Consider the following 13,150-nt stretch of genomic DNA (forward strand, 5'->3'; position numbering starts at 1 on the left):
TAAAATTTTATTAAAAAACTATGGCACTTACCCTGTAAAAATAATGCCACAAAGTTTATCAATGAATGGTCGCTCCTTTAGTCATTCCAAATAGTAGTAAAACAAAATAAAAAATATACGATTATTTGTCTAAATTTATCAACTTAAAATTTAGACAAATTGCAATACTCTATTTCTGATCTGGAGCAGCTATCTGGTATATCCGTCCATAACATAAGAATTTGGGAACGCCGTTATGGCGCTCTTAAACCTTTGCGCACTGCCGGGAATACTCGCTTTTATGACGATGAGCAGTTAAAAAGATTGCTATGCTTAGCTGGCCTTTATCATGCCGGGCACAAGATCTCGCGGGCATGTGGGTTGAGCAAGGACGACATGTCTGATCTATTGCAGCAAGACATTGATAAGGAATCGTCCGCAGAGCACAGGTTTGAGTTTTATACATCGCAAATAATTAATAACAGTTTAATTTATAACGAGCAAAAAATAAGCGCACTAATAACCTCATCAATCGAACAGAACGGAGTGCTTGATACTTATAAGCTCGTTATCTATCCTACGCTTGTGCGAATGGGCTTGATGTGGCTTAACGGTAGATTGTGTCCATCCCAGGAACATTTTCTCGCGCAGATAATAAAGCAGAAGATTTTTGCCGCTATTGACAACTTAAATACGCAGCAAACTTCCGGCGCTAAGCGTTGGATTCTTTTTTTACCCGAGGATGAGGATCATGATATTGGGTTGTTGCTTGCCTGCTATCTGCTTCGTGCTAATGGTCATAAGGTTACATATCTGGGGCCGAGGTTGCCTTTATCCTCACTAATCAACACAGCAGAAGCAACACAACCGCAAAATTTACTTTTTTTTATTACACGTATACGCCCTACTACAAACGCGCAGGCTTACGTAAATGAACTTTCAGCTAAGTTTCCTACTACCAGTATATATGTATCAGGCAACAAAAAAGTACTCACAGAAATAAACTATCCCGTCAATTTAAAATGGATGGAGTCTCCAAATGCTTTTGAACAGGTAGCGAAAAATAATGGAATATATGAGTAATCGTTATCTAAATAAGCATATAGCTGTTATCGGGTCGGGCTTTGCGGGCTTGAGTGCTGCCGCCTATCTGGCCAAAGCAGGCTGCCAGGTAAGCGTTTATGAAAAAAATACTACAATAGGCGGCCGGGCACGACAATTTTCTACCGATAATGGCTACACATTTGACATGGGCCCAAGTTGGTACTGGATGCCCGATGTGTTTGAGAAATTCTTTAGCGATATGGGACACAAAGCGGCCGACTTATACCATTTAAGCGCCTTAGATCCGCAATACGCTATTATTTTCGGCAAAAACGACGTAATGGAGGTACCTGCTAACTTTGCCGAATTAACCGACTTGTTTGAGAATACTGAAGAAGGCGCGGGATTAGCTTTACAAAAATTTTTACGCGAAGCGGCGTATAAATATGATATAGGCATTAACAAATTGGTTTACAAACCCGGTTTATCAATTGCCGAGTTTGCCGACATGGATTTGGCAAAGGGGCTTTTAAGACTTCAGGTTTTTACGTCGCTCAGCGCCCATGTTAAGAAATATTTTAAAAACCCCAAGTTAAAGGCTCTTATGGAATTTCCGGCTTTGTTTTTAGGAGCCATGGCCCAGGACACTCCCGCACTGTACAGCTTAATGAATTACGCCGGCCTTGCCTTGGGAACCTGGTACCCGAAAGGCGGTTTCGGGAGCGTTATAACCGCCATGAAAACTGTTGCCGAAAATCAGGGCGTTCAGTTTTACACAGATGTAACGGTTACCGGATTTGACATCAGGGATAAAAAAATAGCTTATATTCACACAAACGTTGGCAATCGTGTAGTTGACGGAGTGATTGGCAGTGCCGATTATCATCATATCGATCAGGAATTACTTAGACCCCAATACCGCAACTATACACCTAAATACTGGCAAAACCGCGTAATGGCGCCATCGGCACTCATTTTTTACCTTGGCGTTAAGAAGAAGATTGACAGGCTTAAACATCATAATTTGTTTTTCGATGAAGATTTACAAGTTCATGCCCGCGAAATCTATCGCGAACCGCAATGGCCTACAAAACCACTGTTTTATGTTTGCTGCACATCAAAAACGGATGATACGGTAGCACCCGCAGGCCACGAAAATATTTTTATACTAATGCCCTTGGCTGTAGATATAATAGACAGCGAAGAAATACGCGAGAAATATTTTGCTCTAATTTTAAAGCGACTGGAAGATTACTGCGGACAAAGTATCGGCGACCAGCTTGATTATAAAAAAAGTTATTGCATAGCAGACTTCAAAGCCGACTACAATGCATTTGGCGGCAATGCCTATGGTTTGGCAAATACGCTAAGGCAAACAGCCATACTTAAACCATCTATTAGAAATACAAAAATCGAGAACCTGTTTTATGCCGGTCACTTAACCGTACCCGGGCCAGGTGTTCCACCAGCAATTATATCAGGCAACGTAGCCGCACATCAATTATTAAAACACCTACAAGCTAAAGGCCTATGAAAGAGAAATTTGATCAGTTATCGGCAGAATGCAGCAAGTTAACAACAAGGCGTTATAGTACCAGCTTTTCTTTAGGTATCCGTTTTCTGGATAAAAAGCTGCATGACCCTATATACGCCATCTACGGTTTTGTGCGATTAGCTGATGAAATAGTAGATAGTTTTCACGACTACGATAAACAATTACTACTCAATCAGTTTAAAAAAGATTGTTTTGACGCCATAGCGCAAGGTATTAGTCTTAATCCGGTGCTAAATTCGTTTCAACAGACAGTGCGTACCTATGGCATAGATCATTTATTAATAAGTCAGTTTCTTTATAGTATGGAAATGGATCTGGCCAATCAAAATTATACCCAGCAGAAATATGAGGAGTACATTCTTGGGTCGGCAGAAGTAGTTGGCCTGATGTGCCTTTACGTATTTACGGGTGGTGATAAGCAAACTTATGAAGACCTTAAGCCACGTGCAATGAAACTCGGGTCGGCTTTTCAAAAGATCAATTTTTTAAGAGATATTGGCGCGGATTATTTGCAACTGAACAGGTGTTATTTCCCGGGAGTTAACCTGGCTCAATTTACAGAAACTGATAAACGTAGGATTGAGTTGGACATAGAAGCAGACCTTTCTGAAGCTTTGAAGGGCATTCGTGCGTTACCGCGATCATCGCGCCGTGGAGTGTTTCTGGCCTACCGATACTATCAAAAATTATTTGAAAAAATTAAGGTCGCAGGTGCCTGCACAGTTTTTTCTACAAGGTTCCGCATATCTAATAGCCGCAAAATAGCGTTGTTATTTGATACCCTGCTTAAACATAAGTTAAACTGGATCTAATGATACTTAGATCAAAAGAAAGATTATAAAAGAGTATATGGAAAGTGTGATATTGGTAGATGATAATGACATAGAAGTGGGTGTGATGGAAAAAATGGAAGCCCACCTAACCGGTACTATGCATCGGGCTATTTCTGTCTTCGTTTTCAATGACAAAGGTGACTATTTACTACAACAACGGGCGCAACACAAATATCACTCAGCTGGCAAATGGAGTAACACATGTTGTAGTCATCCACGCCCCGGCGAAGATTTATTGGATGCAGCGCACCGCCGTCTTAAAGAAGAAATGGGCCTGGATTGTAATTTAGCTTTCTGGTTTAGTTTTAAATATACGGCGGAGTTAGACCATGGGCTTGTAGAAAATGAGTACGATCATGTTTTTATGGGGATAAGTAACGACTTGCCTAGCCCCGACCCGACTGAGGTATCGTCGTTTAGGTATGTTAACCGCGCGGATTTGGAAGAAGATTTGATTCGCAACCCCGAAAATTATAGTGAATGGTTTAAAATTTGTTTACAACATTGATTATTGGCAAGATATGTGGCAGGTTATATTAGATATTTTGATTGCATTGGGTTCATTCCTTGCTATGGAGGTTGTTGCGTGGCTTGCGCATAAATACTTAATGCATGGTTTACTTTGGGGGCTGCATGCAGATCACCATCATAAAGAGCATTATGGCTTTTTAGAGCATAACGATGCATTCTTTCTGATATTTGCTACACCCGGTATCACATGTTTGGCTATTGGTATTTATACACCCGCAACTTATGCATTTTACATTGGCCTGGGTATAACAATTTACGGGTTCTGTTACTTTTTTGTGCACGATATTTTTATCCATCAGCGTATAAAATGGCTAAGAGATACCAAGAATCCATATTTGTTGGGTATCCGCAGAGCCCACAAAAGGCACCATAAACATTTAAATAAAGAACATGGCGAGTGCTTTGGGATGCTTTGGGTGCCACGTAAGTACTTTAAAGAGCAAAAAAGCTCCTCATGACGAAGTACACATATTTATTGATAGATCTGTTCAGCATATCCGTTCCACTGCTGGTGTCCTTTCATCCAAGGAGCGGGTTATATAAGCATTGGTATGCGTTGCTTCCGGCTATCATAGTTACGGCACTTTTTTATCTGTTATGGGATAGCTGGTTTACCACAATGGGCGTTTGGGGTTTTAACCCAACCTATATTACCGGTATACGCATTGGTAACATGCCACTTGAAGAAATACTGTTTTTTATCTGTATTCCATACGCGTGCGTTTTCACATTCGACTGTTTGATAAGAGTTATTCCGGAGCAACTACTTTCAGAAAATTTAGCGGTTATTAGTTACGCGCTAATTGGCTTGTGTGTGGTTGTGGCTGTTATATATCGTAATAACTATTACACTGCATCGGCATTTGGATTACTCGCGGTGCTGCTGTATGCAGCGTATTACTTTAAAGCACCCTGGTTGGGTAGGTTTTACGTGATATATGGTATACTGCTTATCCCATTTTTAATAGTGAATGGGTTATTGACCGGCACAGGTTTAGCCGCTCCTGTTGTATGGTACAGTCCCGATCATATTATCGGTCCGCGGATATTAACCATACCTATAGAAGATGTTTTTTACGGAATGGGGCTTTTGTTGATCAATACCTGGATCTATCAATGGCTGCGTCAATCACGTAGATCATTTAACTAAACAAAAAAAGCCACCCGAGGGCAGCTTAATTTATCTATAATTTTCTTTACCGAATTATGCAGTTACCACATGCTCTTTAGCAGCTAAGTAACGCTCGGCATCAATAGCTGCCATACACCCTGTACCTGCGGCGGTAACCGCTTGACGGTAGATATGATCCTGAGCATCGCCGCAGCAAAATACACCTTCAACATTTGTTTCGGTTGATCCCGGATGCGTTTTTATGTAACCTGTCTCATCCATATGGATCCAGTCTTTAAATATTTCAGTATTAGGCTTATGACCTATCGCTACAAAGAAACCGGTAACATCAAGCACTCTTTCCTCTGCAGTTTTGTTATTTAAAACTCTTACGCCATTAACACTTTGCCCATCGCCCAAAATTTCCTGCGTTTCCGTATTATATAATAACTCGATGTTTTTTGTATTCAACACACGGTGTACCATGGCTTTTGATGCCCTGAACTCGTCCCTGCGCACTATCATATAAACCTTACGGCATAATTTAGCCAGATAGGTGGCTTCTTCCGCTGCGGTATCGCCTGCTCCTACTATAGCTACGTCCTGTCCTTTAAAAAAGAACCCATCACATACCGCGCAAGCTGATACACCAAAGCCGCTGTATTTTTGTTCGGAGTCTAAACCAAGCCATTTAGCAGAAGCACCTGTTGATATAATAACGGTATCAGCAGTAATGGTTTTTACTTCATCAACAACAACTTTATGTGGCAGACTTGAAAAATCAACCGAACTAACATATCCAAAACGGATCTCGGTGCCCAGACGCTCAGCCTGTTTACGAAAATCTTCCATCATCTCCGGCCCCATAATTCCATGAGGGTAGCCGGGGAAATTTTCTACATCAGTAGTTTGGGTAAGCTGGCCGCCGGCAAGCATACCCGTATACATTACGGGTTTAAGGTCTGCGCGAGACGCATATATCGCGGCGGTATAACCTGCGGGACCCGAACCTATGATAAGGCATTTAACGTGTTCTATAATTTCAGACATTAGTTTTTAAAATTGCACACAAAAGTAAGCTTTATTGCGGTGCTCATCAATAGGCTTTGGTCAGCTTACTGTTAGTTTGCAGTTAATAGTAGGCAGTTGGCATTTATTTTTAGTGAAGTAGATATTTAAAACGCTAACTGGATGCTGCAAACTGCATACTGTGCCTAGTGCTAACGCCCACCGAAAACTGCAAACCACCTAATTCACGAAATAAAATTTGGTTTGTATGGTTTTTTAACAAAAAATAAAAATTTTCTATTGACATATGGTTTTTTGCCGTATATTCGCAACGTAATAAAGAACAATGAAATTTAACAGCGCATATTTTTACGGCTACTACTTTTACTTTAACAGTACAAGCCGGGACTAATATGCAAAAACATATAACAAGAAATTGAAAAGTCCCGGCCATAAAGCCGGGACTTTTTGCTTTAACAGTATTTATGAAAAAAGATAAACCAAGAGTAGCTATACAAGGAATAAGGGCATCTTTCCACGAACAAGCTGCATTTGAATATTTCGGCGAAAATATTGAAACTATTGAATGCGATTCGTTCAAGCAAACATTTGTTGCTTTGGAAAATAAAGAAGCCGATTACATAGTTATGGCCATTGAGAATAGTATAGCCGGCAGCATTCTGCCTAACTATTCTTTATTACTTGGTTACAATTTCCCGGTGGTTGGCGAGGTTTACCTGCCTATCCAACTGCATTTAATGGCATTACCCGGTGTAACATTTGACCAAATAAAATATGTTACATCCCATCCAATGGCTATACGCCAATGTAATGACTTTTTGGATGAGTATCCGCACCTTAAAATTGTGGAGAGCAGCGACACTGCGGCTTGCGCTAAACGCATACGGGATGAACAGCTTACTGATACTGTTGCTATAGCCAATATTCTTGCGGCCAGGTTGTACGGATTAGACATTATGGAACGCCGCATAGAATCGAACAAAAAGAATTATACCCGTTTCCTGATCCTTACAACGCATGATAACGTGACCAAGCAAACACCAAATAAAGCATCATTGTGCTTCCAGGTAAGTAACCAGGTGGGCGCATTGGCTAAGGTGTTAAATATTTTTGCTGACCTGGGCGTTAATATGAGTAAAATACAATCAATGCCGGTGTTGGGTAAGCATCATGAGTACAATTTTTATGTTGACGTGGAATGGAACGATGGCAAGCACTATGATGCTGCGGTTAAACAAGTACTTAAGTACACACACAACTTTAACATTTTAGGCGAGTACCTCCGCTATGAGGAAGAAGCTGAAAAAGCAATCGTTACAGCAGCAGTTGAAAAACCCGAACGCAAATATATTAGTATAAAAAAATTAAATAAATAAAACAGATTTACAGACATTCGCAATCAATTTAAAACGATGAAACTTAATTTAAACATACAGCCGCTAAACACATGGATAAACGGCGGAAGTGAGCCCCTGTTAATTGCAGGCCCATGCAGCGCTGAAACCGAGGATCAGTTAGTAGCTACTGCCCATTTACTAAAAAACACAGGCAAAATAGCTGCTTTACGTGCAGGTATCTGGAAACCACGTACCCGCCCGGGCGAGTTTGAAGGTATTGGAAGCATTGGTTTGGAGTGGTTAAAACGCGCCAAAGCCGAAACCGGCTTACCTACAGCAGTTGAAGTTGCAACAGCTAAACACGTTGAAGAAGCCTTAGCTGCAGGCGTAGATATTTTATGGGTGGGCGCACGTTCAACTGCTAACCCTTTTACCGTACAGGAAATTGCCGACGCGCTAAAAGGTGTTGATGTGCCTGTTATGGTTAAAAACCCCGTTAATCCTGATATCTCATTATGGATAGGTGCATTAGAGCGCATTAATAACGCCGGCATCACTAAATTGGCAGCTATTCACCGTGGCTTTTCATCATACGAGAAATCAGCTTTCCGTAATGAGCCTATGTGGGATATAGCCATTCATCTAAAAACTTTGGCCCCTCACCTACCTATTATATGTGATCCGAGCCATATTACCGGCAATCGTGATCTGATAGGGTACGTATCACAAAAGGCGTTGGATCTTGATATGCAGGGCCTGATGATCGAGTCGCACATTGATCCAAGTGTGGCATGGACTGATGCTAAGCAACAAGTTACTCCGGCTGCCTTGGCAGATCTGATAGATCGTTTGGTTTTGCGTAAGCCGGAAGCAGGTGACGCTATTGTTAAGGATAAATTGCATGATCTGCGCAACAATATTGATAAAATAGACGACCTGCTGATACAGAAAATTGCTGAGCGCATGAAAATTGCTGAAGAAATAGGCACTTACAAACGCGACAACAATATCACCATTTTACAGGTAAACCGTTGGGACGAAATTTTACAAAAAGCTATCAGTTACGGTAAAGCTTTAAAATTAAGCGAAGAGTTTACCGAGAAATTTTTGGAGCTTGTGCATAACGAATCTATCCGCAGACAAACAGAGATCATGAACAAAGATCAGGCAGGTCAGCAAGCAGAAAAACTTACGCACGCTTAAAATGAGTAATAATATTCTGCTTAAAAAGATCGGCAAAACCTCAAACGGCACAGTTAATCTCACCGGCTCAAAAAGCGAATGCAACCGCGCGCTTATTATTGAGGCGCTGAGCGACGGTAAAGTTAAAGTGAAAAATGTTTCTGATGCTGCGGATACGGTTACACTTGCGGGGATACTTAATCAGTCGGCAGTTGATAGTAAGCAGTTGGCAGAAAATGTCCATGGACCATCGACCATGGACCATGGACCAGAAACTGTCAACATCGGACCCGCAGGTACGGCTATGCGCTTTTTAACAGCATATTATACTTTGCAGCCCGACGAAGTGATTTTAACAGGCAGCACCCGCATGAAACAAAGGCCAATAGGCATTTTGGTTGATGCACTACGTGAGCTTGGGGCAGAAATAGATTATGTAGAAAACGAGGGCTTCCCTCCCATTCACATAAAAGGTAATCTGGAACAAAAAACCAACCGAATCAGCATAAAAGGTAATATCAGCAGTCAGTATATTACAGCGTTGTTGTTGATAGCGGCTAAATTGCCGCAAGGTTTAGAACTTCATATTGAAGGGGAATTAACATCGCGGCCATATGTAGAAATGACGTTGGCCATGTTAGAGCAGGCAGGTATAAAGCACGAATGGAATGACAGTGTAATAGGTATCGCTCATCAGGAATTTAAAGAAACTGCGCTACCCGTTGAACCTGATTGGAGCGCTGCATCTTACTGGTTTGCTATAGCAGCATTGGCTGATGAAGCAGAACTTTTTCTCACAGGATTAACTCCCTATAGCCTTCAGGGCGATAGCGTTATTACTGAGATAATGGCCAACTTCGGTATTACGTCACAGTTTAAAGATGGCGGCGTTTTTCTTAAAAAGGAAGTTAAGCCTATCAGCAAAAAGCTGTTTGATATGAAGAAATGCCCAGATCTGGCGCAAACCGTCATTGTTGTTTGTGCCGCGCTGGGTCACGAAGCTACCTTCACCGGCCTGGAAACTTTAAAAATTAAGGAGACCGACCGTATTGCGGCTTTACAAAACGAACTGGCAAAAATGGGCGTTAAACTGATAGAAGATAACGAACATTACAGCGTAGACTGCAGCGGCAAGTTCATCCCGGAACGCATGTTCGTTAATACATATGACGATCATCGCATGGCCATGGCCTTCGCGCCTTTGGCGTTGCTGATACCTGAGCTGGAAGTTGAAGATGCTAAAGTGGTTGAAAAATCATACCCGGCATTTTGGACAGATCTGGAGAAGGTGGGATTTGTGATAGACAATTTATAAATAACTGTCATTGCGAGATACAAAGCAATCGCAAGGTGAAAAGTTCGCAATTGCCGCGTTACGCTCGCAATGACAAATTAATAATCTGCACATGTGCACATCTGCACATCTGCACATCAAATACAACATGGCAGGCAATTCATTTGGGCAATTATTCAGAATAACAACATTTGGCGAATCGCACGGCGAGGCTATCGGCGTAATAATTGACGGCTGCCCTTCTATGCTGGATGTTGATGTGGATTACATTCAGGGCGAACTGGATAAGCGCAAACCCGGCCAGTCAAAAATAACTACCCAACGTAAGGAGAGCGATACGGTGCGCATACTTTCGGGTGTGTTTGAAGGTAAGACTACCGGTACACCTATTATGATGCTGATTCCGAATGAAGATCAGCGTTCAAAGGATTATAGCCACAACACAGACGTTTTCCGTCCATCTCATGCCGATTATACCTATCAAACCAAATACGGCGTTCGTGATCATCGTGGCGGCGGGCGCTCTTCTGCGCGCGAAACTGCTGCACGGGTAGCCGCGGGCGCTTTGGCCAAACTACTACTTAAAACACAAGGTATTGAAATAGTTGCCCATGTAAGCAGCGTTGGTAAAATTGATGCTCCTAATGTAGAAATACAAAGCGCCGATGATTTTATAGCCGAACGCGAAAAAAACATTGTTCGCTGCGCCGACCCAGCCACAGCCAATGAAATGATTGATTTTATTGACAGTGTGCGTAAAGACGGCGACACCGTTGGTGGCAAAGTGAGTTGCCATATATTAAACTGCCCGGTTGGTTTGGGCGACCCGGTTTTTGATAAATTACATGCTGATTTGGGCAAGGCCATGTTGAGCATCAACGCTGTACACGGTTTTGAATTCGGATCAGGTTTTGAGGGGAGTGAAATGCGGGGATCTGAGCATAATGATGTATTTATAAAAAATGAAACTGGCGAGATCAAAACTATCAGCAATTACTCTGGCGGGATACAAGGCGGGATAAGCAATGGAATGCCAATTGATTTTAAAGTGGCTTTTAAACCGGTTGCCACCATTATGCATAACCAGGCCACTATTAACGCTACAGGCGACGCTGCCGAAATTTCGGGTAAAGGCCGCCATGATCCATGTGTGGTACCGCGTGCCGTACCTATTGTTGAAGCTATGGCTGCATTGGTTGTGGCCGACCATTGGTTGAGAAACAGGAATACCATAATGCCGCAATAAAGATTTGATAACTTTTTAAAGTTGTGAAATCTAAAAATACATCACATGAAACGCGCGCTAATACTTGATCTTGATAATACCATTTATCCGGTTAGCGATATAGCAGATGATCTGTTTAGCCAATTTTTCAATCTTTTAAAAAACGATCCGGATGTTGATTCGTCTGTTATCGAGCTTGCCAAAAACGAAATGACCCGCAGGCCATTTCAGCAGGTGGCTGATGAATTTAACTTCAGTGCCAAACTCAAAAGCAGAGGTATTGAACTACTTAAAAACATCACCTACGAAAAGCCCATCCAGCCTTTTGCAGATTATCATCACATTAAAAGCATTAATCTTAATAAATTTTTGGTTACCACCGGCTTTACCAAACTACAATATAGCAAGATAAAGCAACTGGACATTGAGCAGGATTTTAAAGAGATTTATATCGTAGATCCTGAGATAAGTCCTAAAACAAAACAGGATATCTTTAAAGAGCTGATGAACATGCATAGGTACCAGCCCGCAGATCTGTTAATTATAGGTGATGACCCTAATTCAGAAATAAAAGCTGCATTATCCCTGGGTATAGAAACATTCCTGTTTGACCCAAACCACATGCACCCCAACGCTGTAACAACTTATCGCGCTATTAACTTAGCGCATGTTCTAAACATCATTTAATTTTTGCACATCTGCATATCAGCACATTTGCTCATCTTATCTTTGCGTCATGCTCTCCTACACCATACAACTTTATAAAGAAGCTTACAGCGGTCTGTCAAAAAACAGCTGGTATTTGAGTGTTGTAATGCTTATTAACCGTAGCGGTACCATGGTTGTGCCGTTTTTGAGCATTTATTGTATCCAGCAGCTACATTTCAGTATTGTACAAGCGGGCACCATTATGGCGCTGTTCGGCGTGGGTGCCTTAACAGGTGCGTTTTTAGGCGGTAAACTGGTTGACAGAACAGGCTTTTATGATATGCAGGTGGGTGCATTAATAAGCGGTGGCATGTTATTTATGTTACTGGGCTTTCTTCAAAACTTCACTGTTTTGGCCATCGGTTCCTTTGTACTCAGCCTTTGTAATGAGTCCTTTCGCCCGGCAAACTCTGCAGCTATTGCCCATTACAGCAGCGATGCTAATAAAACCCGCTCGTACTCTTTAAATCGCCTGGCTATAAATTTGGGGTGGGCAGTTGGCGGTGGCTTAGGTGGTTTTCTGGCGTCTGTCAACTATCATTTATTGTTTTGGGTGGATGGCTGTACCAATATACTGGCAGCTGTATTACTATTGTTGCTGATGCCACGGGCGGCCGTGGCTAAGACAATAAGAAAGCCCGATACAAACATTATCAAAACGTCAGCATATAAAGACAAGATTTACCTCGCCTTTATTGCATTTGCAACATTGTTTGCAGTGTGCTTTTACCAGTTTATGATAATGCAACCCGTATTTTTTAAAATTGAATGGCACTTTAGCGAGCGGTTTATCGGCTTCCTGATGGCATTAAATGGCCTCTTGATCGTAGTGATCGAAATGGTGATGATACATAAGTTGGAAGGTAGACGTAACCGCATGGTATATATAATAGGCGGCGTTGCCTTAGGAGGTGTTTCTTATATATTGTTAAATATTTTACCGCCGGGTGCAGTAGCAGCAATAATTGTAGTAGTTCTGGTTACCTTCAGCGAGATGTTTGCAATGCCTTTTATGAACTCGTTCTGGATCAGCCGTACAACGCCTCACAATCGTGGTGAGTATGCTGCGCTTTACAGCATGTCCTGGTCGGCGGCTCAAATTGTGGCGCCATTTTTTGGGAGCAATGTAATAGCTTACGGCGGATTTAATTTACTGTGGTGGATTTTTGGCGCAATAAGTTTTGCAGCCGCAGCCGGCTATTATTACCTCTACAGGATAATGGGGAATACCACTGTTTGACCTTGAAAACCCTTGCGGCCTTCTGTAGCCGGCCGGCATGAATAACTAAAACACCAACTATAAAGTTGCTTTAGTATATTGG

13 protein-coding genes are annotated in these 13,150 nt (G+C 41.9%); 12 read left to right on the forward strand and 1 reads right to left on the reverse strand.

Going from position 1 to position 13,150, the window contains the following annotated elements; translation table 11 throughout:
• The first annotated feature begins 159 nt into the window (after positions 1 to 159).
• Genes ACVW2L_RS09685 through ACVW2L_RS09710 form a run of 6 tightly spaced genes read left to right on the forward strand, consistent with a single transcriptional unit; the run spans position 160 to position 5,092 of the window.
• Positions 160 to 1,062 (forward strand): MerR family transcriptional regulator, encoded by a 903-nt coding sequence (locus tag ACVW2L_RS09685; protein ID WP_457127758.1) that lies wholly within the window; start codon positions 160 to 162, stop codon positions 1,060 to 1,062.
• A complete protein-coding gene (locus ACVW2L_RS09690; RefSeq protein WP_457127759.1) occupies positions 1,055 to 2,557 on the forward strand; it encodes a phytoene desaturase family protein in 1,503 nt (500 codons plus the stop codon). The genes ACVW2L_RS09685 and ACVW2L_RS09690 overlap by 8 nt, the downstream gene beginning before the upstream one ends.
• The gene (locus tag ACVW2L_RS09695) at positions 2,554 to 3,390 is read left to right on the forward strand and encodes a phytoene/squalene synthase family protein (RefSeq protein ID WP_457127760.1); all 837 of its coding nucleotides are present in this window, start codon (positions 2,554 to 2,556) and stop codon (positions 3,388 to 3,390) included. Before ACVW2L_RS09690 ends, ACVW2L_RS09695 begins: the two co-directional genes overlap by 4 nt.
• A gap of 37 nt (positions 3,391 to 3,427) precedes the next feature.
• Complete coding sequence (gene idi, locus ACVW2L_RS09700) at positions 3,428 to 3,919, forward strand: isopentenyl-diphosphate Delta-isomerase (RefSeq protein WP_457127761.1); 492 nt, start codon at positions 3,428 to 3,430, stop codon at positions 3,917 to 3,919.
• On the forward strand, positions 3,888 to 4,400 hold the full coding sequence (locus ACVW2L_RS09705) for a beta-carotene hydroxylase (protein ID WP_457127762.1): 513 nt from the start codon (positions 3,888 to 3,890) through the stop codon (positions 4,398 to 4,400). Before idi ends, ACVW2L_RS09705 begins: the two co-directional genes overlap by 32 nt.
• Positions 4,397 to 5,092, forward strand: coding sequence for a lycopene cyclase domain-containing protein (locus tag ACVW2L_RS09710; RefSeq protein ID WP_457127763.1), 696 nt, complete (start codon positions 4,397 to 4,399; stop codon positions 5,090 to 5,092). The genes ACVW2L_RS09705 and ACVW2L_RS09710 overlap by 4 nt, the downstream gene beginning before the upstream one ends.
• 54 nt (positions 5,093 to 5,146) lie before the next feature.
• Here the strand turns inward: ACVW2L_RS09710 and trxB are convergent, their stop codons facing one another.
• Positions 5,147 to 6,103 carry a thioredoxin-disulfide reductase gene (gene trxB / locus ACVW2L_RS09715; RefSeq protein ID WP_457127764.1) on the reverse strand — a complete coding sequence of 319 codons (957 nt, stop codon included), beginning with the start codon at positions 6,101 to 6,103 and terminating at the stop codon, positions 5,147 to 5,149.
• Positions 6,104 to 6,546: 443 nt separating this feature from the next.
• Here trxB and ACVW2L_RS09720 point away from each other — a divergent pair, with 443 nt between their 5' ends.
• The 6 genes from ACVW2L_RS09720 (at position 6,547) to ACVW2L_RS09745 (ending at position 13,068) form a co-directional block, all read left to right on the forward strand.
• Positions 6,547 to 7,458, forward strand: coding sequence for a prephenate dehydratase (locus tag ACVW2L_RS09720; protein ID WP_457127765.1), 912 nt, complete (start codon positions 6,547 to 6,549; stop codon positions 7,456 to 7,458).
• Positions 7,459 to 7,494: 36 nt separating this feature from the next.
• The gene (locus ACVW2L_RS09725) at positions 7,495 to 8,622 is read left to right on the forward strand and encodes a chorismate mutase (protein ID WP_457127766.1); all 1,128 of its coding nucleotides are present in this window, start codon (positions 7,495 to 7,497) and stop codon (positions 8,620 to 8,622) included.
• 1 nt (position 8,623) lies between these two features.
• Positions 8,624 to 9,916: a 3-phosphoshikimate 1-carboxyvinyltransferase gene (gene aroA / locus ACVW2L_RS09730; RefSeq protein ID WP_457127767.1), complete on the forward strand. Its 1,293-nt coding sequence runs from the start codon at positions 8,624 to 8,626 to the stop codon at positions 9,914 to 9,916.
• 127 nt (positions 9,917 to 10,043) lie between these two features.
• A complete protein-coding gene (aroC, locus tag ACVW2L_RS09735; protein WP_457130194.1) occupies positions 10,044 to 11,141 on the forward strand; it encodes a chorismate synthase in 1,098 nt (365 codons plus the stop codon).
• A 45-nt stretch (positions 11,142 to 11,186) separates the two neighbouring features.
• Positions 11,187 to 11,807 (forward strand): HAD family hydrolase, encoded by a 621-nt coding sequence (locus ACVW2L_RS09740; RefSeq protein WP_457127768.1) that lies wholly within the window; start codon positions 11,187 to 11,189, stop codon positions 11,805 to 11,807.
• 49 nt (positions 11,808 to 11,856) lie between these two features.
• On the forward strand, positions 11,857 to 13,068 hold the full coding sequence (locus tag ACVW2L_RS09745; protein WP_457127769.1) for an MFS transporter: 1,212 nt from the start codon (positions 11,857 to 11,859) through the stop codon (positions 13,066 to 13,068).
• Positions 13,069 to 13,150: the final 82 nt, after the last annotated feature.

The organism is Mucilaginibacter sp. HD30, from assembly GCF_054061755.1.

Bases quoted from the DNA above. Each gene is read 5' to 3' on its own strand.
- ACVW2L_RS09720 (WP_457127765.1), top strand. From the start codon at position 6,547: ATGAAAAAAGATAAACCAAGAGTAGCTATACAAGGAATAAGGGCATCT.
- idi (WP_457127761.1), top strand. From the start codon at position 3,428: ATGGAAAGTGTGATATTGGTAGATGATAATGACATAGAAGTGGGTGTG.
- trxB (WP_457127764.1), bottom strand. From the start codon at position 6,103: ATGTCTGAAATTATAGAACACGTTAAATGCCTTATCATAGGTTCGGGT.
- ACVW2L_RS09690 (WP_457127759.1), top strand. From the start codon at position 1,055: ATGAGTAATCGTTATCTAAATAAGCATATAGCTGTTATCGGGTCGGGC.
- ACVW2L_RS09740 (WP_457127768.1), top strand. From the start codon at position 11,187: ATGAAACGCGCGCTAATACTTGATCTTGATAATACCATTTATCCGGTT.
- aroA (WP_457127767.1), top strand. From the start codon at position 8,624: ATGAGTAATAATATTCTGCTTAAAAAGATCGGCAAAACCTCAAACGGC.
- aroC (WP_457130194.1), top strand. From the start codon at position 10,044: ATGGCAGGCAATTCATTTGGGCAATTATTCAGAATAACAACATTTGGC.
- ACVW2L_RS09695 (WP_457127760.1), top strand. From the start codon at position 2,554: ATGAAAGAGAAATTTGATCAGTTATCGGCAGAATGCAGCAAGTTAACA.
- ACVW2L_RS09710 (WP_457127763.1), top strand. From the start codon at position 4,397: ATGACGAAGTACACATATTTATTGATAGATCTGTTCAGCATATCCGTT.
- ACVW2L_RS09725 (WP_457127766.1), top strand. From the start codon at position 7,495: ATGAAACTTAATTTAAACATACAGCCGCTAAACACATGGATAAACGGC.
- ACVW2L_RS09745 (WP_457127769.1), top strand. From the start codon at position 11,857: ATGCTCTCCTACACCATACAACTTTATAAAGAAGCTTACAGCGGTCTG.